This is a genomic window from Cellulosimicrobium sp. 72-3 (assembly GCF_013127315.1).
GTDB lineage: Bacteria > Actinomycetota > Actinomycetes > Actinomycetales > Cellulomonadaceae > Cellulosimicrobium > Cellulosimicrobium funkei.
Window position 1 is genome coordinate 2,026,826 of the sequence record NZ_CP053419.1, and the last position, 18,846, is coordinate 2,045,671.

19 protein-coding genes are annotated in these 18,846 nt (G+C 74.6%); 16 read left to right on the forward strand and 3 right to left on the reverse strand.

Annotation, left to right across the window (positions count from 1 at the left end; genetic code table 11):
* Positions 1–22: 22 nt before the first annotated feature.
* Complete coding sequence (locus HKK73_RS09185; RefSeq protein WP_338074498.1) at positions 23–2,269, reverse strand: MMPL family transporter; 2,247 nt, start codon at positions 2,267–2,269, stop codon at positions 23–25.
* A gap of 121 nt (positions 2,270–2,390) precedes the next feature.
* On the opposite strand from HKK73_RS09185, the gene HKK73_RS09190 reads away from it, so the two are divergent.
* From HKK73_RS09190 to HKK73_RS09225, 8 genes are all read left to right on the forward strand, one after another.
* On the forward strand, positions 2,391–3,884 hold the full coding sequence (locus tag HKK73_RS09190) for a replication-associated recombination protein A (RefSeq protein WP_171467850.1): 1,494 nt from the start codon (positions 2,391–2,393) through the stop codon (positions 3,882–3,884).
* Between the two features lie 198 nt (positions 3,885–4,082).
* Positions 4,083–4,709: a 30S ribosomal protein S4 gene (gene rpsD, locus HKK73_RS09195; protein WP_021483439.1), complete on the forward strand. Its 627-nt coding sequence runs from the start codon at positions 4,083–4,085 to the stop codon at positions 4,707–4,709.
* A 247-nt stretch (positions 4,710–4,956) separates the two neighbouring features.
* Entirely contained in the window at positions 4,957–5,355 is a 399-nt protein-coding gene (locus tag HKK73_RS09200; RefSeq protein ID WP_034650677.1) for a DUF948 domain-containing protein, read from the forward strand.
* Positions 5,355–5,714 carry a hypothetical protein gene (locus tag HKK73_RS09205; RefSeq protein WP_043657021.1) on the forward strand — a complete coding sequence of 120 codons (360 nt, stop codon included), beginning with the start codon at positions 5,355–5,357 and terminating at the stop codon, positions 5,712–5,714. The genes HKK73_RS09200 and HKK73_RS09205 overlap by 1 nt, the downstream gene beginning before the upstream one ends.
* A 66-nt stretch (positions 5,715–5,780) precedes the next feature.
* Positions 5,781–8,468: an alanine--tRNA ligase gene (gene alaS, locus HKK73_RS09210; RefSeq protein ID WP_085387986.1), complete on the forward strand. Its 2,688-nt coding sequence runs from the start codon at positions 5,781–5,783 to the stop codon at positions 8,466–8,468.
* The gene (gene ruvX, locus HKK73_RS09215) at positions 8,465–9,001 is read left to right on the forward strand and encodes a Holliday junction resolvase RuvX (protein WP_232322572.1); all 537 of its coding nucleotides are present in this window, start codon (positions 8,465–8,467) and stop codon (positions 8,999–9,001) included. Before alaS ends, ruvX begins: the two co-directional genes overlap by 4 nt.
* Positions 8,998–10,152: an endolytic transglycosylase MltG gene (gene mltG / locus HKK73_RS09220; protein WP_034654989.1), complete on the forward strand. Its 1,155-nt coding sequence runs from the start codon at positions 8,998–9,000 to the stop codon at positions 10,150–10,152. The genes ruvX and mltG overlap by 4 nt, the downstream gene beginning before the upstream one ends.
* Positions 10,149–11,027, forward strand: a complete 879-nt coding sequence (locus tag HKK73_RS09225; RefSeq protein ID WP_034654987.1) for a shikimate dehydrogenase — start codon at positions 10,149–10,151, stop codon at positions 11,025–11,027. The genes mltG and HKK73_RS09225 overlap by 4 nt, the downstream gene beginning before the upstream one ends.
* Positions 11,028–11,041: 14 nt before the next feature.
* On the opposite strand, the gene HKK73_RS09230 is transcribed toward HKK73_RS09225, so the two are convergent.
* The gene (locus tag HKK73_RS09230; protein WP_051028470.1) at positions 11,042–11,752 is read right to left on the reverse strand and encodes an A24 family peptidase; all 711 of its coding nucleotides are present in this window, start codon (positions 11,750–11,752) and stop codon (positions 11,042–11,044) included.
* 168 nt (positions 11,753–11,920) lie between these two features.
* On the opposite strand from HKK73_RS09230, the gene aroC reads away from it, so the two are divergent.
* Genes aroC through aroB form a run of 3 tightly spaced genes read left to right on the forward strand, consistent with a single transcriptional unit; the run spans position 11,921 to position 14,936 of the window.
* Positions 11,921–13,138: a chorismate synthase gene (gene aroC, locus HKK73_RS09235; RefSeq protein ID WP_085388771.1), complete on the forward strand. Its 1,218-nt coding sequence runs from the start codon at positions 11,921–11,923 to the stop codon at positions 13,136–13,138.
* Positions 13,138–13,764: a shikimate kinase gene (locus HKK73_RS09240; protein ID WP_137280464.1), complete on the forward strand. Its 627-nt coding sequence runs from the start codon at positions 13,138–13,140 to the stop codon at positions 13,762–13,764. Before aroC ends, HKK73_RS09240 begins: the two co-directional genes overlap by 1 nt.
* Positions 13,761–14,936 carry a 3-dehydroquinate synthase gene (gene aroB / locus HKK73_RS09245; protein ID WP_198163071.1) on the forward strand — a complete coding sequence of 392 codons (1,176 nt, stop codon included), beginning with the start codon at positions 13,761–13,763 and terminating at the stop codon, positions 14,934–14,936. The genes HKK73_RS09240 and aroB overlap by 4 nt, the downstream gene beginning before the upstream one ends.
* A gap of 15 nt (positions 14,937–14,951) precedes the next feature.
* On the opposite strand, the gene HKK73_RS09250 is transcribed toward aroB, so the two are convergent.
* On the reverse strand, positions 14,952–15,719 hold the full coding sequence (locus HKK73_RS09250) for a glycerophosphodiester phosphodiesterase family protein (protein ID WP_061267279.1): 768 nt from the start codon (positions 15,717–15,719) through the stop codon (positions 14,952–14,954).
* A 197-nt stretch (positions 15,720–15,916) separates the two neighbouring features.
* Between HKK73_RS09250 and HKK73_RS09255 the strand changes: the two genes are divergently transcribed.
* The 5 genes from HKK73_RS09255 to nusB all read left to right on the forward strand — a co-directional run bounded on the left by HKK73_RS09255 (position 15,917) and on the right by nusB (position 18,671).
* Positions 15,917–16,372, forward strand: coding sequence for a type II 3-dehydroquinate dehydratase (locus HKK73_RS09255; RefSeq protein ID WP_034654984.1), 456 nt, complete (start codon positions 15,917–15,919; stop codon positions 16,370–16,372).
* A gap of 60 nt (positions 16,373–16,432) precedes the next feature.
* Positions 16,433–17,068 (forward strand): hypothetical protein, encoded by a 636-nt coding sequence (locus tag HKK73_RS09260; RefSeq protein WP_085387983.1) that lies wholly within the window; start codon positions 16,433–16,435, stop codon positions 17,066–17,068.
* The gene (locus HKK73_RS09265) at positions 17,065–17,547 is read left to right on the forward strand and encodes a hypothetical protein (protein ID WP_206153989.1); all 483 of its coding nucleotides are present in this window, start codon (positions 17,065–17,067) and stop codon (positions 17,545–17,547) included. Before HKK73_RS09260 ends, HKK73_RS09265 begins: the two co-directional genes overlap by 4 nt.
* 107 nt (positions 17,548–17,654) lie before the next feature.
* Positions 17,655–18,218 (forward strand): elongation factor P, encoded by a 564-nt coding sequence (gene efp / locus HKK73_RS09270; protein WP_021482610.1) that lies wholly within the window; start codon positions 17,655–17,657, stop codon positions 18,216–18,218.
* Between the two features lie 33 nt (positions 18,219–18,251).
* On the forward strand, positions 18,252–18,671 hold the full coding sequence (nusB, locus tag HKK73_RS09275) for a transcription antitermination factor NusB (protein WP_021482611.1): 420 nt from the start codon (positions 18,252–18,254) through the stop codon (positions 18,669–18,671).
* Positions 18,672–18,846: the final 175 nt, after the last annotated feature.

The window sequence follows — 18,846 nt, forward strand, 5'->3', positions numbered from 1 at the left end:
CGTCCCCGCCGGTCGGGGCGTCTCAGTGGGTGATCGCGAGCCGGCGGTGCACCCGGCGCAGCGGCCCGGGTGCCCACCAGTTGTACCGCCCGAGCAGCGTCATCGTCGCGGGGACCAGCAGGAGGCGCACGATCGTCGCGTCGATGAGGACGGCGACGGCGAGCGCGAACCCGACCTCCTTGATGACGAGCAGGTCGCCGAAGACGAAGCCTGCGAACACGACGACGATGATCGCCGCCGCCGACGTGATGATCCGCCCGGAGCGCTGCAGGCCGAGGCGGACCGCCTCGTCGTTGGAGAGCCCGGCGTCGTACAGCTCCTTGATGCGCGCGAGCAGGAACACCTCGTAGTCCATGGCGAGACCGAACGCGAACGCGACGACGAGCGCGACGACGTACGTCTCGATCCCGCCCACGGACGAGAAGTTCAGCAGCCCTTCGAGGTGGCCGTCCTGGAAGACCCACACGAGGACCCCGAGCGAGGCGGCGAGCGACAGCGCGTTCGTCAGGAGCGCCTTCACCGGCACCACGACGGAGCCGGTCATGAGGAACAGCAGCACGAGCGTCGCGCCGACGACGATCCCCACGGCCCACCACACGCGCTCGCCGAGCGCCTCGAGGAAGTCGACCTGCCCCGCCGCCTGACCGGTGACCCACACGTCGAAGCCCGGGTCCGTCGCACGGACCTCCCGCACGACCGACACGGCCTCCGGGCCGCCGGCGTCGTCCGCGTCGACGTGCACGCCCACGACGGCGTACGACCCCAGCGGCGCCGCCGGGTCGACGCTCTCGACCCCGTCGAGCGCCGCCACGTCGTCGGCCCACGCCTGGGCGTCCTCGACGCTCGCGTCCACGACGGCGACGACCTGGGCACCCGCGCTCGACGGGTACTGGGCGGCGAGCTCGTCCACGAACTCGCGCTGGGGAGAGCCCTGGGGGAGCAGCTCGATCCCGGAGTTCCGCAGCTGCAGCCCGAGCACCGGCAGCGCGAGGACCACGAGGAGGGCCGCCGTGGTGAGCAGCACCCACAGCGGGTGCCGCTGGACGCGCCCCGCGAGACGGGAGAACGCGCCCTCGTCCGACTGCACGTCCGCAGTCCGGGCGAGCACGCGGCGCAGGCCCGGGACCCGGCCGAGCAGCCCCGGGCGGGCGAGGCGACGGCCCGAGTACGCGAGCAGCGCCGGGACGAGGGTGAGCGCCGTCGCGACGGCCACGAGCACGACGCCGAGCCCGGCCGCGCCGACCGCGCGCAGGATGTCGGGGCGGAACACCATGAGCCCCGCGATGGAGATCGCGACCGTCAGCGCCGAGAACGCGACCGTGCGGCCCGCGGTCTCCATGGTGCGCACGAGCGCCGCGTGCACCACGCCGTCGCCGCGCCGCCGGCGCAGCGACGGGTCGTCGCCCGCCTCGATCAGCCGGTGCAGCTCCTCCCGGAACCGCGACACCACGAGCAGCCCGTAGTCGATGGACAGGCCCAGGCCGAGGAGGGTGACGACGTTGACGATGGAGGCGTCGACGTCGAGCACGTACGTCAGGCCCAGCAGCACCCCGAGACCGGCACCGATCGACGCGACGGCCCCGGCCATCGGCATGGCCGCGGCGAGGAAGCCGCCGAAGACGAGCACCATGATGAGCAGCGCCACGGGGAGGGCGACGGCCTCTCCCGTCGTGAGGTCCTCCTTCACCTGGCTCGTGATCGCCTCGACGATGAGCCCGTTCGACCCCACGAGGCCCGTCGCGTCGCCCGCCGCCTCCGGGGCGGCGTCCGCGAGCACGCCCGGCACGGCCTCGAGCTGCTCGACGACGCGGTCCGCGACCGCGTCGGTGCGCTCGGCGTCGAGGTCGGTGCGCAGGGTCACGACCGAGAGGAAGCCGCGCCCGTCCTGCGCGACGAGCGACTGCGCCGCCGGGTCCTCCACGCCGCCCGGGATCACGTACGGGTCGATGACCGTGTCCACGCCCTCGACGGCGACGAGGTCGGCATCGACCCCCGTCATCGCCTCCACGACCTGCGGGTCCGCCGGGTCGACGCCGGACACCAGGAGCGTGATCTCCGTCCCGCCCTCGTCGTTCTCCGCGAGGACCTGCGACGCCCGCTCGCTGTCCGAGCCCGGGATCGTCGGCGCGCCCGTCGTCACACGGTCGAACACGCTCTCCCCGTGGACGCCGAACAGCGCCAGCGCGAAGCCGAGCGCTGTCAGCAGGACCCACACGACGACGGTGAGACGCGGGTGGCGGGCGACACGACGACCGAGGCTCGAGAACACGAGCGCCAGCATCCCACCCGCCCGCGCCGCGTGTCAGATCCCCCGCGCCCCGGGGCCGGACGTTCACCCGACCTCCTCGACCCGGCACCGCCGCGTGGGCGGCGGTGCGTAGGCTCGAGCCATGTCCACCGGTGATCTCTTCGGCGGCGACCTCTTCGGTGCCGCCACGTCCGGCGCGCAGGGCACGCCGCGACCCGGACCGGGGGCCCCGCTCGCCGTGCGCATGCGCCCCGCCACCCTCGACGAGGTCGCGGGCCAGTCCCACCTCCTCGTGCCCGGCTCGCCCCTGCGGCGGCTCATCCGGTCCGGCAGCGAGAGCGACGCGTCCGGCGGCCGCGCCGCGCCCGGCTCCGTCATCCTCTGGGGCCCGCCCGGCACCGGGAAGACGACGCTCGCCTACCTCATCGCGACCGCCTCCGGCCGCCGCTTCGTCGAGCTCTCCGCCGTGACCGCGGGCGTCAAGGACGTGCGCACCGTCGTCGAGGACGCCCGGCGCCGCCTCGCCACCGGCGGCGAGGAGACCGTCCTCTTCATCGACGAGGTGCACCGCTTCTCCAAGTCCCAGCAGGACGCGCTCCTGCCCAGCGTCGAGAACCGCTGGGTCACGCTCGTCGCGGCGACCACGGAGAACCCGAGCCTCTCCGTGAACTCGCCCCTGCTCTCCCGCTCGCTCCTGCTCACGCTCCAGCCCCTCGGGGACGACGACGTCCGCGCCCTCGTGCGGCGCGCCGTCGCCGACGAGCGAGGGTTGGGCGGCCTCGTCGCGCTCACCGACGAGGCCGAGGACCACCTCGTACGCCTCGCTGGCGGCGACGCGCGCAAGGCGCTCACCGTGCTCGAGGCCGCCGCCGGCGCCGCGCTGTCCGACGCCCCGGTGCCCGTGCCCGCGACGGCCGTCCCGGCCGACGACGACGCCGCGCTCCCCGAGGGTGCGGGGAGCGGCACGCCCGACGCCGGCCCCCCGCCGGTGCCCGTCGACCTCGACGCGGTCGAGCGCGCCGTCGACGTCGCCGCCGTGCGGTACGACCGCGACGGCGACCAGCACTACGACGTCGTGTCCGCGTTCATCAAGTCGATGCGGGGCTCCGACGTCGACGCCTCGCTGCACTACCTCGCCCGCATGATCGCGGCGGGGGAGGACCCGCGCTTCATCGCCCGCCGCATCGTCATCGCCGCCGCGGAGGACGTCGGCATGGCCGACCCCTCGGCACTACAGACCGCCGTCGCCGCCGCCCAGGCCGTCCAGCTCATCGGCATGCCCGAGGGACGCATCGTCCTCGCCGAGGCCGTCGTGCACCTCGCGACCGCCCCCAAGTCGAACGCCGCCTACCTCGGGATCGACGCGGCGCTCGCGGACGTGCGGGCCGGGAGGGCGGGCTCCGTCCCGCCGCACCTGCGCGACGCGCACTACCCTGGTGCCAAGCAGCTGGGGCACGGCGCGGGCTACCGGTACGCGCACGACGCGCCGCACGGTGTCGCGGCGCAGCAGTACCTGCCGGACTCCCTCGTCGGATCGCGGTACTACACGCCCACGGACCGCGGGTACGAGCGGCAGGTCACGGAGCGCCTCGGGCGCATCCGCGACATCCTCGACCAGGACGGCCCCGCGCGCTGACGGGGGCGGGGACCACGGCGCCCCACGTGCGGTAGACTTCTCAGGTTGCCTTCGCGGCGACCACCTGGGACCTCGGCCCCGACCCCTCGCTCCTCCTCGCGGTGGAGCGCGCGGTCCATCGGCTGGTCCCGCACCCGGACCCGGTTCTCGGGACCAGGTGTGACGTCAGAACCCGAACGACAGGAATGAGATACCGCTGTGACGTCTGTCAAGCGCTCGCGCCGCCAGGTCCGCCTGAGCCGCGCCCTGGGCATCGCCCTCACCCCGAAGGCCGTCAAGCACTTCGAGAAGCGCCCGTACCCCCCGGGTGAGCACGGCCGCGCCCGCCGCCGCACCGAGTCGGACTACGCGGTCCGTCTCCGCGAGAAGCAGCGTCTGCGCGCCCAGTACATGCTCCGCGAGAAGCAGCTCGCGCGTGCGTACGAGGACGCCCGCAAGGACAAGGGCTTGACCGGTGAGGCGCTCGTCGAGAACCTCGAGATGCGTCTCGACGCCCTCGTGCTCCGCGCCGGCTTCGCCCGCACCATCCTGCAGGCGCGCCAGGCGGTCACGCACCGCCACATCCTCGTCGACGGCAAGATCGTGGACCGCCCGTCGTTCCGCGTGAAGCCCGGCCAGACCCTCCAGGTCAAGCCGAAGAGCCAGGCGACGACGCCGTTCCAGGTCGCGGCCGCGGGCGCGCACCGCGACGTGCTGCCGGCCGTCCCGGGCTACCTGGACGTCCAGCTCGAGAAGCTCAGCGCGGTGCTCACGCGTCGCCCGAAGCGCGCCGAGGTCCCCGTGCAGTGCGAGGTCCAGCTCGTCGTCGAGTACTACGCTCGCTGATTTCTGCCCCGGACGCCTCGCTCACCGCTTCGTCGGCGAGCGGGGCGTTCGTGCGTCCGGGCCGGTGCCTCGGCCCGCCCCCGCAAGGGCGCCGTCGTGCCGCGCCCGACGACGGTCCCCGCCCTGGTGCGGGTAGTGTTTCGCGGAGCCGTGGGTACGTCCGCGAGGAGCCCGCGGCGACGACCGTCCCGCGCGCACGGCGCGCGGGTGCCGCGCCCGCGGCACCGTGACTGGCACTGGAGGAAGAATGTCCCTGGGAGATGTGGCCGGCCTCATCGCAGCCGTCGCGTTCGTGCTGCTCGTCGGCCTGCTCGCGGTGCCGCTCCTCAAGCTCGGCCGCGTGCTCGACGAGGCGCGCGCGAGCATCAAGGAGGTCACCGACCACTCGGTGCCGATCCTCGACGAGGCCGCGACGACCGTCGCCACGACGAACAGCCAGCTCGTCAAGGTCGACACCATCACCACGTCGGCCGCCCAGGTGAGCGAGAACGTCTCCGCGCTCACGGGCCTGTACGCCGCCACGTTCGGTGCGCCGCTGGTCAAGGTCGCCGCGTTCACGTACGGCGTGCGCCAGGCTGCCGCGCGCTCGTTCGGCGGCCGACGGTCGTCGGGCAGCTCCGCGAGCCGCGCCGAGGGGTCGCGCTGATGCGCCGGGTCTTCTGGATCGGCGTCGGGGTCGCGATCACGGTCGTGGTCGTCGTGCGCGGCAAGAAGGTCCTCGCGCGCTACGCGCCGGCGTCGCTCGTGGACCAGGCGACGGAGCAGGTGAACGGCCTCGGCGAGAAGGTCGTCGAGATCGCCCGCGACTTCCGCACGGAGTTCGCGCTCGCGCGCGACGCCCGCGAGCAGGAGCTCATGGCGGCGCTGCTCGCCGAGGGCCAGGAGGACCCGGACGCCGTCCGCGCGCGTCGCGCGGCCGGACGCCACGCGCGCCCCGCCGGCGCCGACCGGCACGCCTTCGACGACACGGACGACGTCGAGGACCTGCTCGGTTACTCCTTCTAGGACGCCGAGCCCGCGGCGCCCACCGCACCACCCCGCACGACCACCGACCTCTTTCCGAAGGACATCATGCGCACCGCCGAGATCCGCAAGCGCTGGCTCGACTACTTCGCCGACCGCGACCACACCGTCGTGCCGTCGGCGTCGCTCGTCTCCCCGGACCCGTCCACGCTGTTCACCATCGCGGGCATGGTCCCGTTCATCCCGTACATGACGGGGGAGCAGACCCCGCCGTGGGACCGCGCGACGAGCGTCCAGAAGTGCGTGCGCACCCTCGACATCGACGAGGTCGGCAAGACGACGCGTCACGGCACGTTCTTCCAGATGAACGGCAACTTCTCGTTCGGGGACTACTTCAAGGAAGGCGCGATCACCTACGCCTGGGACCTCGTCACGGGCGCGCGCGAGGAGGGGAAGTACGGCTTCGACCCCGAGAGCGTGTGGGTCACCGTCTACCACGACGACGACGAGGCGCGGCAGCTCTGGAAGCGCATCGCCGGCCTGCCGGACGAGCGCATCCAGGCCCGCGGCAAGAAGGACAACTACTGGTCCACGGGCCAGCCCGGCCCCGCGGGCCCGTGCTCGGAGATCTACATCGACCGCGGTCCGGAGTTCGGCCAGGAGGGTGGCCCCGTCGTCGACGAGGACCGCTACCTGGAGATCTGGAACCTCGTCTTCATGCAGTACGCGATCGACGACGTGAAGTCCAAGGAGGAGTTCCGGATCGTCTCGGAGCTCGCGCGCAAGAACATCGACACGGGCATGGGCCTGGAGCGCGTCGCCTACCTGCTCCAGGGCAAGGACAACCTCTACGAGATCGACGAGGTGTTCCCCGTCATCACCGCGGCCGAGGCGCTCTCGGGCAAGCGCTACGGCGCGAACCACGAGGACGACGTCCGCATGCGCGTCGTGGCCGACCACGTCCGCTCGGCGCTCATGATCATGAGCGACGGCGTGCGCCCGTCCAACGAGGGCCGCGGCTACGTGCTGCGCCGTCTGCTGCGCCGCTCGGTGCGCGCGATGCGCCTGCTCGGCGTCGAGGACCGCGCCATGCCCGCGCTGCTCCCGGTGAGCCGCGACGCGATGGCGCCGTCGTACCCGGAGGTCGCGACGGACTTCGCGCGCATCTCCGACGTCGCCTACACCGAGGAGGACGCGTTCCGTCGCACGCTCACGGCCGGCACGACGATCCTCGACACCGCCGTGTCGCGGGCGAAGGCCGCGGCCGGCTCGGGCGGGACGCCGCTGCTCGGCGGCGACCAGGCGTTCGCGCTGCACGACACCTACGGCTTCCCGATCGACCTCACGCTCGAGATGGCCGCCGAGCAGGGCGTCCAGGTCGACGAGAAGGCGTTCCGCGCGCTCATGACCGAGCAGCGCCAGCGGGCGCGCGCCGACGCGCTCGCGAAGCGCTCCGGCGGCGTCGACACGGCCGCGTACGAGTCGCTCGCGTCCGAGCTCGCGGCGCCCGTGGAGTTCCTCGGGTACACCGAGTCGTCCGCGGCGGTGCGCGTCGCCGGCCTGCTGGTCGACGGCGTCCCCGCCCCGGCCGCGACGGCCCCGGCGGACGTCGAGGTCGTGCTCGACCGCACCCCGTTCTACGCGGAGGCCGGTGGCCAGCTCGCCGACCACGGCACGATCGTGCTCGACGGCGGCGCGACCATCGAGGTCGACGACGTGCAGCGCCCCATCAAGGGCCTGTCGGTGCACCGCGGCCGCCTGGTCGAGGGCACCGCGGCGCTCGGCGACCCCGGAACCGCGACGATCGACCGCGACCGCCGCAAGGCGATCAGCCGCGCCCACTCGGCGACGCACATGATCCACAAGGCGCTCCAGGAGTCGCTCGGCAAGGACGCGACGCAGGCCGGGTCGGAGAACGCGCCCAGCCGCATCCGCTTCGACTTCCGCCGCTCGTCCGCCGTGCCCTCGGGCGCGCTCTCGGAGATCGAGGAGCGGGTCAACACCCAGCTCCAGGAGAACCTCGAGGTCACCGACCAGCTCATGCCGATCACCGAGGCGCGCGCCCTGGGGGCGATGGCGCTGTTCGGCGAGAAGTACGGCGACACCGTGCGTGTCGTCTCCATCGGCGGCGACTGGTCGCGCGAGCTCTGCGCGGGCACGCACGTGCAGCGCACGGGCCAGCTCGGCCTCGTCACGCTGCTCGGCGAGTCGTCGATCGGCTCGGGCGTGCGGCGCGTCGACGCGCTCGTCGGGGACGGCGCGTACGGCTTCCAGGCGAAGGAGCACGCGCTCGTGGGCCAGCTCACGGGCCTGCTCAACGTGCGGACCGAGGAGCTGCCCGACCGCGTGAGCACGCTCGTGTCGCGCCTGCGCGACGCCGAGAAGGAGCTCGCCCAGCTCCGGCAGGCGCAGCTCCTCGCGGCGGCCGGCACGCTCGCCACCGGGGCGGAGCTCGTGGGCGGCACGCGCGTCGTCGTGCACGACGCCGGCGAGGTCGCGTCCGCGGACGACCTGCGCGCGCTCGCGCTCGACGTGCGCGGCCGGCTCGGCGAGGCGGAGCCTGCGGTCGTGGCCGTCGGCGGCGTCGCCAAGGGCCGCCCGCAGGTCGTCGTCGTGACGAACGCCTCCGCGCGCGCGGCCGGGCTGCGCGCCGGCGTGCTCGCCAAGGCCGCGGCCCAGACGCTCGGCGGCGGTGGCGGCGGCAAGGACGACATGGCCCAGGGCGGCGGCACGGACGTGTCCGCGCTGCCCGCCGCCCTCCGGGGCGTGCGCGACGGCGCCGCGGCCGGCGCGTGACCGGCCTGCCCGTGCAGCCCGCCGACGACGGGCGCGCCCCCCTCCCGCGGGGGGCGCGCCTCGGCGTCGACGTGGGCAGCGTCCGCGTCGGCCTGGCTGCGAGCGACCCCGACGGGCTCGTCGCGACCCCCGTCGAGACCCTCGCGCGCGACACCCGCGGCGGCGCGGCGGTCCCCGCCGACGTCGCCCGCATCGCGGCCGAGGTCGACGAGCGCAACGCCCAGGTCGTGTACGTGGGCCTGCCGCGGCACCTCTCGGGCGGGGAGGGCGCCGCCGCCCAGGGCGCGCGGGCGTACGCTGGTGCGGTGGCTCGCGTCGTCGCACCGGTGCCGGTGCACCTCGTCGACGAGCGGATGACGACCGTCAGCGCCCACCAGGCGCTGCACGCGTCGGGACGCGCCGGGCGCAAGCACCGGAGCGTCGTCGACCAGGCCGCCGCCGTTATCATTCTGCAATCCGCTCTCGAGGCCGAGCGGGGCGCGGGGGTGCGCGCCGGAGAACCTGTAGACCCGACAGGAGACCACCGACCGTGACCGACCTGTTCGAACGGCCCGCAGTCCAGGGCGAGCAGCAGCCCGCGCGCTCCTCGCGCGCCGAGCAGCGCGCGCGCCGGGCCGCGAAGAAGCGACGCCAGCGCCGGCGCCGCCGGGCCCTCGTGGTCCTGCTCGTCTCGCTCCTCGTGGTGGGCGGAGCGGGCTACCTCCTGCTCAACAACGCCTCCGACCTCTTCGGGTTCGCGAACCCGCTCGAGGCGAAGGACTTCGACGGCCCGGGGACCGAGCCCGTCGACGTCGTGATCGAGCCCGGGTCCACGGGCCGCGACATGGGGGCCGTGCTCACCGAGGCGGGCGTCGTCGCGAGCTCCGCGGCGTTCGCCAGCGCGTTCGAGGAGAACCCGAACGCCGGCAAGATCCAGCCGGGCACGCACACGCTGCTCCTCGGGATGTCCGCGAAGGACGCCGTCGCGCGTCTCGTGGCGAACGACTCGCGCGTCGAGACGAAGATCACGATCCCCGAGGGCTACACCGTCAAGCAGATCCTCGAGCGGTCGTCCTCCGTCACGGGAATCTCCGTCGCGGAGTTCGAGGCGGCCATGGCCGACACCGCCGCCACGGGGCTGCCCGCCGAGGCGAACGGCAACTACGAGGGCTGGCTCTACCCGACGACGTACGTCCTCGAGCCGGGCGACGTCACCGCCACGGGGATCATCCAGGGCATGGTGAGCCAGACCACGAGCGAGCTCGCCGAGCTCGGCGTCGCGCCCGAGCGCTTCCAAGAGGTGCTCACGATGGCGTCGATCGTCGAGTGGGAGGGCAAGAACGCGGAGCAGCGGCAGAAGGTCGCTCGAGTGATCTACAACCGCATCGAGGACGGCATGCCGCTCGGCATGGACGCGATCGACGTCTACGGGCTGGGCAAGCCGGCCGGCCAGATCACGACCGAGGAGTTCCAGAATCCCGACCTCCCGTACGCGTCGCGCGTCCACAAGGGGCTGCCCCCGACCCCGATCGGGAGCCCGAGCCGGGAGAGCGTCGAGGCCGTCCTCAACGCGCCGGAGGGTCCGTGGCTCTGGTACGTCACCGTGAACCTGGACACCGGAGAGACGAAGTTCACCGACAAGTACGCGGAGTTCGAGCAGTTCAAGCAGGAGTACCGGCAGTGGTTGGAGGAGAACGAGGGGTGAGCGCGACGCGCCCGCCGCGACGGGCGGCCGTCCTCGGTCACCCCGTCGCGCACTCGCTGTCCCCGGTGCTGCACCGTGCCGCGTACGACGCGCTCGGGCTGGACGGGTGGTCGTACGAGGCGATCGACACGACCGAGGAGCAGCTCCCGGCCTTCGTCAACGGCCTCGACGCCTCGTGGGCGGGTCTGAGCCTCACCATGCCGCTCAAGCACGCCGTGATCCCGCTGCTGGACCACGTCGACCCGCTCGCGAACGTCGTCGGGGCGGTCAACACGCTCGTGGTGCAGCCCACGGGCGGGACGCGACCGACGTTCGTCGGGACGAACACCGACGTGCACGGCCTCGTGGCGGCGCTGCGCGAAGGACTGGGGGAGCGGGAGGTGCGCTCCGCCGTCGTGCTGGGCGCCGGGGCGACCGCCGCCTCGACGCTCGCCGCGCTCGCGCAGCTGGGCTGCGCGGCGCCGACCGTCCTCGTGCGCTCGCTCGGGCGCACGGGCAGTCTCCAGCGCGCCGCGCACCGGATGGGCGTCGAGCCGCGGTTCGAGGTGCTGGACCCGGCGTCGCCCGCGCTCCTCGACCGCCTCGCCGGCACGGACGCCGTCGTTGCGACCCTGCCGTCGCGTGCCGCCGACCCGGTGGCGGACGCGCTGTCCCGGGCCGGGGCGACGCCCGGCGGGGTCCTCCTCGACGTCGTCTACGACCCCCGGCCCACCGCGCTGTCCGTCGCCTGGACCGCGGGCGGCGGCACCGTCGTCGGCGGCGAGCGCATGCTCCTGCACCAGGCGGCCGAGCAGGTGCGGCTCATGACGGGCAGGACGGCGCCGCTGGCGACGATGGACCGCGCGCTCGGCTCCGCGCTCGGCGCCCCGGTCTGAGCCCGCCGGGGCGCTCAGCCGCCGAGGACCGCGCCGGTCGTCGTCTGCCCCCAGCCGGCAGCGACGCCCGCGCCGAGCACCATGAAGGGGCCGAAGGCCACCGCGGTGTCGCGGCGAGCGCGCCGCGAGATCACCAGCCCGAGCGCCCACGCCCCGCCGAGCAGGAACGGCAGGAGGAGCCCGGCGACGAGCTCGGCCCACCCCAGCCACGCGAGCGGGGTGCCGAGCGTGCCGGCGAGCTTCACGTCGCCGAACCCCAGCCCGGGCGGGTGCGCGAGCCGCAGCGCGGCGTAGGCGCAGAAGCCCACGGCGCCCCCGGCGAGCGCGCGGACGAGCGGCTCCCCGTCGCCCGCCGCGAGCGACGCGACCGCGAGCAGCACGACGACCGCGACCCCCGTCGGGAGCACGATCACGTCCGGCAGGCGATAGGTGCGTGCGTCGACCACGGCGAGCAGCGCACCGGCCGCGGCAACGACCACGAGGGCGGGCGTCGCCCACGACGGGCCCGACCACCACGCCGCGGCCAGCGCCGCGAGCAGCGCGAGCGCTCCACCCGCCCGGCCCGCGACCCGGAGCTCGCGAGCGAGGTCGGCGCGACGGCGTCGTCCCCACGACCTCGGCGCACCCGCGGTGACCACGGCCTCCCGTGCCTCGTCCGGTTCGTCGTCACCCGACCCGCGGAGCGATGCCGCGGCGTGCCTCGTCCCGTCCCCCTGCTGGACCATGCGAGGCACCGTAGCGCGCGCGGCGACGTGGGACGTCGTCGTCCACAGACCGCCGCGTCGGCGGGCACGGCGCGGGCCGCGGCGTCAGCTCAGCAGCCCTCGACCGCCGTCGGTCCGTACTGCGGGCGCCCGCCGGGACGGGCGCGCCGACGTGGGAGGATGGCGATCATGCTGCGTTGGTTGACATCGGGTGAGTCGCACGGTGAGGCCCTGGTCGGGATCCTCGACGGGCTGCCCGCGGGCGTCGAGCTCACGACGGACGACGTGCGCGCCGCGCTCGCGCGCCGCCGCCTCGGGTACGGCCGCGGTTCGCGGCAGAAGTTCGAGCAGGACGAGCTGCGCGTCCTCGGCGGCCTGCGCCACGGCGTGACCCAGGGCGGGCCGCTGGCCATCGAGATCGCGAACTCCGAGTGGCCCAAGTGGGTCGACGTCATGTCGTCCGACCCGGTGCCGCCCGAGGCCCTGCTCGTCGACGCCGGGACGGGCGACGTCCGGGAGATCGCGCGCAACCGCCCGCTCACCCGGCCCCGCCCGGGGCACGCCGACCTCGTCGGCATGCGCAAGTACGGCTTCGAGGACGCGCGCCCCGTGCTCGAGCGCGCCTCGGCGCGCGAGACGGCGACGCGCGTCGCGCTCGGCACGGCCGCGGCGAAGTTCCTCGAGCAGGCGCTCGGCGTCCGGCTCGTGTCGCACGTCGTCGCGATCGGGCCGGTCGAGGTCCCCGAGGACGCGCCGGTGCCCGGCCCCGACGACGTCGCCGCGCTCGACGCCGACCCGGTGCGCTGCTTCGACCCGGACGCCGCCGCGGCCATGGTCGCGGAGATCGACGAGTGCCAGAAGGCGGGAGACACCCTCGGCGGCGTCGTCGAGGTGCTCGCGTACGGGGTCCCCTCCGGACTGGGCACCTACGCGCAGAGCGACCGTCGCCTCGACGCGCGCCTCGCCGCCGTCCTCATGGGGATCCAGGCGATCAAGGGCGTCGAGGTCGGCGACGGCTTCCGCACCGCGCGCCGCCGCGGGTCCGCCGCGCACGACGAGATCGAGCGCGGCGCCGACGGCCGCATCCACCGTCGCAGCAACCGCGCCGGCGGCGTCGAGGGCGGCATGTCGAACGGCGAGGTGGTGCGCGTGCGCGCCGCCATGAAGCCGATCTCGACGGTGCCGCGCGCGCTCGCGACGGTCGACGTCGTCACCGGCGACGTCGCCAAGGCCCAGCACCAGCGCTCCGACGTGTGCGCGGTCCCGCCCGCGGCGGTCGTCGCCGAGGCGATGGTCGCGCTCGTGCTCGCCGAGCAGGCGCTCGAGAAGTTCGGCGGCGACTCCGTCGCGGAGGTCCGCCGGAACGCCGAGGCGTACCTCGCCGCGATCCCCGAGCTGCAGCGCTGATGACGCCCGTCGCCCCGGGGACCCGCCCGGTCGTCGTGCTGGTCGGCCCGCCCGGCAGCGGGAAGTCGACCGTCGCGCGCCACCTGGCCGAGCTGCTCGGCCTCGCGCAGCGCGACACGGACGTCGACGTCGAGACCACGGCCGGGAAGCCGGTCGCGGACATCTTCGTCGACCACGGCGAGCCGCACTTCCGCGAGCTGGAGCGTGAGGCCGTGACGACCGCGCTCGCGACGCACGACGGCGTCCTCGCCCTGGGCGGCGGCGCGGTGCTCGACGAGCACACGCAGACCGCGCTCGCGGCGTACGTCGCCGCGGGCGGGACGGTCGTGTTCCTCGACGTGAGCCTCGCGCACGCCGCGCCGCGCGTCGGCCTCAACCAGGCGCGCCCGCTCCTGCTCGGCAACCCGCGGGCGCGCTGGGCCGCCCTCATGGAGGCGCGTCGCCCCGTCTACGAGCGCGTCTCGACGCTGCACGTCGTCACCGACGCGCGCACGCCCGCCCAGGTCGCGCGCGAGATCCGCGGGCACCTCGCGGGCGACGCCGTGCCCGGCACCCCGGGGCGCACGACGCCCGCACCCGCGCCGGCCGACCCCGCCGGCACCCCGGTCGAACAGGAGAACGCGTGACCCCCGACGCCACCACCCCCGCCCAGGACCCGGCCGCTGCCGCGCCGACGCGCGTGCGGGTCGCGGGCGAGCAGCCGTACGACGTCGTCGTGGGGCGCCACCTGCTCGGCGAGCTGCCCGCGATGCTCGGCGACTCGGTACGCCGGGTGCTCGTCGTGCACCCCGCGGCCCTCGCCGCGACGGCCGAGGTCGTCCACGAGGACCTCAAGGCGTCGGGCTACGAGGCATACGTCGCGGAGGTGCCGGACGCCGAGGAGGCCAAGACCGCTCAGGTGGCCGCATTCCTGTGGGGCGTGCTCGGGCAGCTGGACTTCACGCGCACGGACGCGGTCGTCACGGTCGGCGGCGGCGCGACGACGGACCTCGGCGGCTTCGTCGCCGCGACGTGGCTGCGCGGCATCCGCGTGGTGCACGTGCCGACGACGCTCCTCGCGATGGTCGACGCCGCGGTCGGGGGCAAGACCGGCATCAACACTGCCGAGGGCAAGAACCTCGTCGGCGCGTTCCACCCGCCGGCGGGCGTCCTGTGCGACCTCGCGGCCCTGGAGTCGCTCGGGCGCTGGGACTTCGTCGCGGGGCTCGCGGAGGTCGTCAAGACGGGGTTCATCGCGGACGAGCGCATCCTCGATCTCGTCGAGGCGCACGCCGACGCGCTCGCCGCATGGGGCACCCGGCCGACGGCAGACGAGACCTGGGCCGTCGTCGCCGAGCTCGTCGAGCGCTCGGTCGCGGTCAAGGCGCGCGTCGTGGGGGAGGACCTCAAGGAGGCCGGGCTGCGCGAGATCCTCAACTACGGCCACACGCTGGGCCACGCCGTCGAGCTCACCGAGCGCTACCAGTGGCGCCACGGCGCGGCCGTCTCCGTCGGCATGGTGTTCGCCGCCGAGCTCTCGCGCCTCGCCGGGAAGCTGGACGACGCGGTCGTCGATCGCCACCGCGCGATCCTCGGCTCGCTCGGGCTGCCCCTCACCTACCGGGGCGACCGGTGGGAGCAGCTGCTGTCCGCGATGCGCCGCGACAAGAAGTCGCGCGGCGACCTCCTGCGCTTCGTCGTGCTCGACGACGTCGCCCGCCCGACGCGCCTCGAGGGCCCGGACCCGACGCTCCTCGCCGCGGCCTACGCGGAGGTCGCGGCGGACGCGCCGGTGGGCCGGGGGCCGATCGCCCTCTGACGGATCCTCGGCGGGTCAGGCCCAGAGCCCCCGGCCGCGGAGCACGTCGCGCAGCACGTCCGAGCGGTCGGTGACGATCCCGTCGACCCCGAGGTCGAGCAGCCGGTGCATCGTCGGCGCGTCGTTGACCGTCCAGGCGTGCACCGCGACGCCGGCCCGGTGCGCGGCCCGCACGAACGCCGAGTCCACGACCCGGACCCAGCCCTCGCGCACCGGCACCTGGAGGCAGTCGACCGAGCGGGCCGCGAGGCGAGCGAGCGCGTCCGCCCGCGCGCGCCCCGCGAGCAGCATGCCCACGACCGCGCCTCGCGCGCCGGACACGGTCACGGGGCGCGAGAGCCGCGCCACGGTCGCCTCTCGCCGCGACGCGGCGAACGACGCGACGCACACGCGGTCGTGCGCGCGCGTGCGCTCGATCGCGCGCGCGACGGGCTCGGCCGCCGCGGCCGACTTGACGTCGACGTTCACGCGGAGGTCCGGCCACGTCCCGAGGACATCCTCCAGCGACGGTACCGGCTCGCGACCGCCGATCCGGGCGGTGCGCACCGTGCGCCACGGGAGGTCGGCGACCAGGCCGCGCGCGTCGGTCGTCCGGTCCAGCGAGGCGTCGTGGAGCGCCACGGCGACGCCGTCCGACGTCGCGTGGGCGTCCGTCTCGACGTACCGGAGCCCCAGCTCGCGGGCCGCCGCGAACGCCGCCATCGAGTTCTCCAGGCCGTCGCGCGAGAAGCCGCGGTGCGCGAGCGCCGCGAACGGGGCGTCGAGGTAGCGCGTCGCGCTCATGCTGCTGTCCGCGGACGCGCGCCGGACGGCGCGGGGACGGGCGCGGAGCGCAGGTGCGGGTGCCGTGCCGGAGGTCGGGGGCGGGCAGCGCTGAGGGTCACCCCGCCAGCCTGCCCGAGGCCGTGATCCGTCGCCCGTCGGGAGCGGCCCCGGACGTGTCGCCGTCGCTCGCTCCGGCACGGCTAGGCTCGGGCGCCATGGAACGCGTGCTCGTCCTCAACGGACCCAACCTCGGCCGGCTCGGCGTGCGCGAGCCGGAGATCTACGGCTCGGCCTCGATGGCGGACCTCCGCGAGTCGGCGACGACGTGGGGGAGCGCGCTCGACCTCGCCGTCGACGTGCGGCAGACCGACGGCGAGTCCGAGCTCGTCGGCTGGCTGCACGAGGCCGTCGACGCGCGGGCCCACGTCGTGCTCAACCCGGCCGCGTTCACGCACTACTCCTACGCGGTGCGCGACGCCGCCGCGCAGGTCACGACGTCCGGCCTGCTGCTGGTCGAGGTCCACCTCAGCAACCCGGCGGCGCGCGAGGCGTTCCGCAGCCACTCCGTCGTGGGGGCGGTCGCGACCGGCACGGTCGCGGGCTTCGGGTTCGACTCCTACCGGCTCGCGCTCGAGGCCGTCGCCGCGCGCCTGCGCGCGAGCCAGGCTTGATCTGCCCTGATCAAGCCTCAGGGCTTGATGGTCGACGAACAAGGGTCTAGCCTTGATGTCATGTACGTACTGACTGTCGACCAGCGGGGGAGCACAGGTCGTCCCGACCGCGTCCCCGAGGTGCTCGCGCGGCTCGACGAGATGCTGGCGGGCCGCGGCGTCGTCGTCCCGTTCGCCCGGACGGTCGGCGACGAGGTCCAGGGTGTCCTCGACGACCCGGAGGCCGTCGTCGAGGTCGTGCTCGACCTCCTGCGCGACGGCGGCTGGAGCGTCGGCCTCGGCGTCGGGCCGGTCGACGAGCCGCTGCCCGCGGTCTCGCGCGAGGCGTCGGGCACGGCGTTCGTGCGCGCCCGCGAGGCGGTCGAGCAGGCGAAGTCGCGCGCGGCCACGGCGCCCGTCGCCGTTCGCGGGGAGCCCGCGGCGCGCGCCGCGGAGGTCGAGGCGCTCCTGCGCCTCCTCGCGGCCGTCGTGGACCGGCGCACCGCGCCCGGGTGGGAGGCCGTCGACGCGCTGGCGCGTGTGGGTGGGACCCAGAAGGATGTGGCTCGCGCGCTCGGCGTGTCCGAGCAGGCGGTCAGCCAGCGGCTGCGCACCGCGCTGTGGCCCGAGGAGGCGGCGGCGCGGCCCGTGGTCGCGAGGCTGCTGGGCGAGCTCCACGAGGGGCCGCCGGCGGATCGGCAGGAGGAGAAGGCGTGACGGACCCGGTGACGGTCGTGCTCGTGGTGCTCGTCTGGGTGGTCGCGCTCGCCGCGAGCGTCCTCGGCGGCGGCCCCGTGACCCAGGGGGTCCTGCGCGCGGCGGCGCGTGCGGGCGGCTCCGCCGCCCCGGGCCGCGCCGGCCGGCCGCGGCGTGGTGCCCCGGCGGACCCGGCGGCCGTCCCGGTGCCCCCGCCGCCCCCTCCGACGACGGGGCCGATCGGGACGGAGGCCGTCAAGGCCCTGCGCGGCGGGACGTGGATCGGGATCCTCGAGCGGTTCGCGATCACCGGCTGCCTCCTCGCGGGCGAGCCGGGCGGCATCGCCTTCGTCGTCGCGATCAAGGGCCTGGGCCGCTACCCCGAGCTGCGTGAGCACCCCGTCGCGTCGGAGCGCTTCGTCATCGGGACGCTCGCCTCGATGTGCTGGGCGGCGACCCTGGGCGTCGTGGCGAACGCGGTCCTCGCCGCGCTCCGGTAAGATCGTCAAGGCCCATTTCCGCATCCCGCTCTCGTGGCCCCGTCGTGCCGTCCCGGCACGCGGCAGCGCGTCGACGGGACCGCTGACCCTCCGACAGGAAGACGAACGTGGCGACCACCAACGACATCAAGAACGGCACCGTGCTGCGACTCGACGGCCAGCTGTGGACCGTGATCGAGTTCCAGCACGTCAAGCCCGGCAAGGGTGGCGCGTTCGTCCGCACCAAGATCAAGAACGTCATGACGGGCAAGACGATCGACAAGACGTTCAACGCCGGCCTCAAGATCGAGACCGCCAACGTCGACCGCCGTGACTTCCAGTACCTGTACCAGGACGGCGCGGACTACGTGTTCATGGACACCTCGACGTACGACCAGATCACGGTCGGTGCCGAGATCGTGGGCGACGCCAAGGACTACATGCTCGAGAACCAGAACGTGCTCATCGCGTCGAACGACGGCCAGCCGCTCTACATCGAGCTGCCCGCCTCGGTCGTCCTCGAGATCACGTACACCGAGCCGGGCCTGCAGGGCGACCGCTCGACGGGCGGCACCAAGCCCGCGACGCTCGAGACGGGCGCGCAGATCCAGGTCCCGCTCTTCCTCGAGCAGGGCACCAAGGTCAAGGTCGACACGCGTGACGGGTCGTACCTCGGCCGCGTGAACGACTGACCGCCGGCACCGACGGACAGACGACGGACTGACATGGCCGCACGCACCAAGGCGCGCAAGCGCGCGCTCGACGTCCTCTTCGAGGCGGAGCAGCGTCACGTGGACCCGACGACCCTCCTCGCGGAGCGCGTCGCCGACCCCGGGACGGCGCAGACCGCGCTGCCGCAGTACGCGGTCGACATCGTCGAGGGCGTGCTCGCCCACCGCGAGCGCATCGACGAGCTGCTCGAGACGTACTCCCACGGGTGGACGCTCGAGCGCATGCCCGCCGTCGACCGGGCGCTGCTGCGCATCGGCGGCTGGGAGATCCTCTTCAACGACGACGTCCCGGACGTCGTCGCGATCGACGAGGCCGTCGACCTCGCGCGCTCCCTGTCGACCGACGACTCGCCGTCGTTCGTCAACGGGCTGCTCGCGCGCATCGTCGAGATGAAGCCGACGATCACGGCCTGACCGCGGCGCCCGGCCGCGGCCGGGCGCCGCCTCGCGCGGCGTCGGTCACGGGTGTGACCGACGCCGCGTCCCACCGGGCGGGACGCGCACCCGGCCGCCGGACCACCGGCGGTAGGGTGGGTGACCGTCAGACATCCTTTAAGGCCCGTCCTGTGAGGCGGGGAAGGAGGTCGCC

What these genes read in the sequence shown, in the direction of transcription:
- HKK73_RS09190 (WP_171467850.1), top strand. Translation starts at nt 2,391, where the DNA reads ATGTCCACCGGTGATCTCTTCGGCGGCGACCTCTTCGGTGCCGCCACG.
- HKK73_RS09200 (WP_034650677.1), top strand. Translation starts at nt 4,957, where the DNA reads ATGTCCCTGGGAGATGTGGCCGGCCTCATCGCAGCCGTCGCGTTCGTG.
- HKK73_RS09205 (WP_043657021.1), top strand. Translation starts at nt 5,355, where the DNA reads ATGCGCCGGGTCTTCTGGATCGGCGTCGGGGTCGCGATCACGGTCGTG.
- alaS (WP_085387986.1), top strand. Translation starts at nt 5,781, where the DNA reads ATGCGCACCGCCGAGATCCGCAAGCGCTGGCTCGACTACTTCGCCGAC.
- HKK73_RS09230 (WP_051028470.1), bottom strand. Translation starts at nt 11,752, where the DNA reads ATGGTCCAGCAGGGGGACGGGACGAGGCACGCCGCGGCATCGCTCCGC.
- aroC (WP_085388771.1), top strand. Translation starts at nt 11,921, where the DNA reads ATGCTGCGTTGGTTGACATCGGGTGAGTCGCACGGTGAGGCCCTGGTC.
- HKK73_RS09240 (WP_137280464.1), top strand. Translation starts at nt 13,138, where the DNA reads ATGACGCCCGTCGCCCCGGGGACCCGCCCGGTCGTCGTGCTGGTCGGC.
- HKK73_RS09250 (WP_061267279.1), bottom strand. Translation starts at nt 15,719, where the DNA reads ATGAGCGCGACGCGCTACCTCGACGCCCCGTTCGCGGCGCTCGCGCAC.
- HKK73_RS09255 (WP_034654984.1), top strand. Translation starts at nt 15,917, where the DNA reads ATGGAACGCGTGCTCGTCCTCAACGGACCCAACCTCGGCCGGCTCGGC.
- HKK73_RS09260 (WP_085387983.1), top strand. Translation starts at nt 16,433, where the DNA reads ATGTACGTACTGACTGTCGACCAGCGGGGGAGCACAGGTCGTCCCGAC.
- nusB (WP_021482611.1), top strand. Translation starts at nt 18,252, where the DNA reads ATGGCCGCACGCACCAAGGCGCGCAAGCGCGCGCTCGACGTCCTCTTC.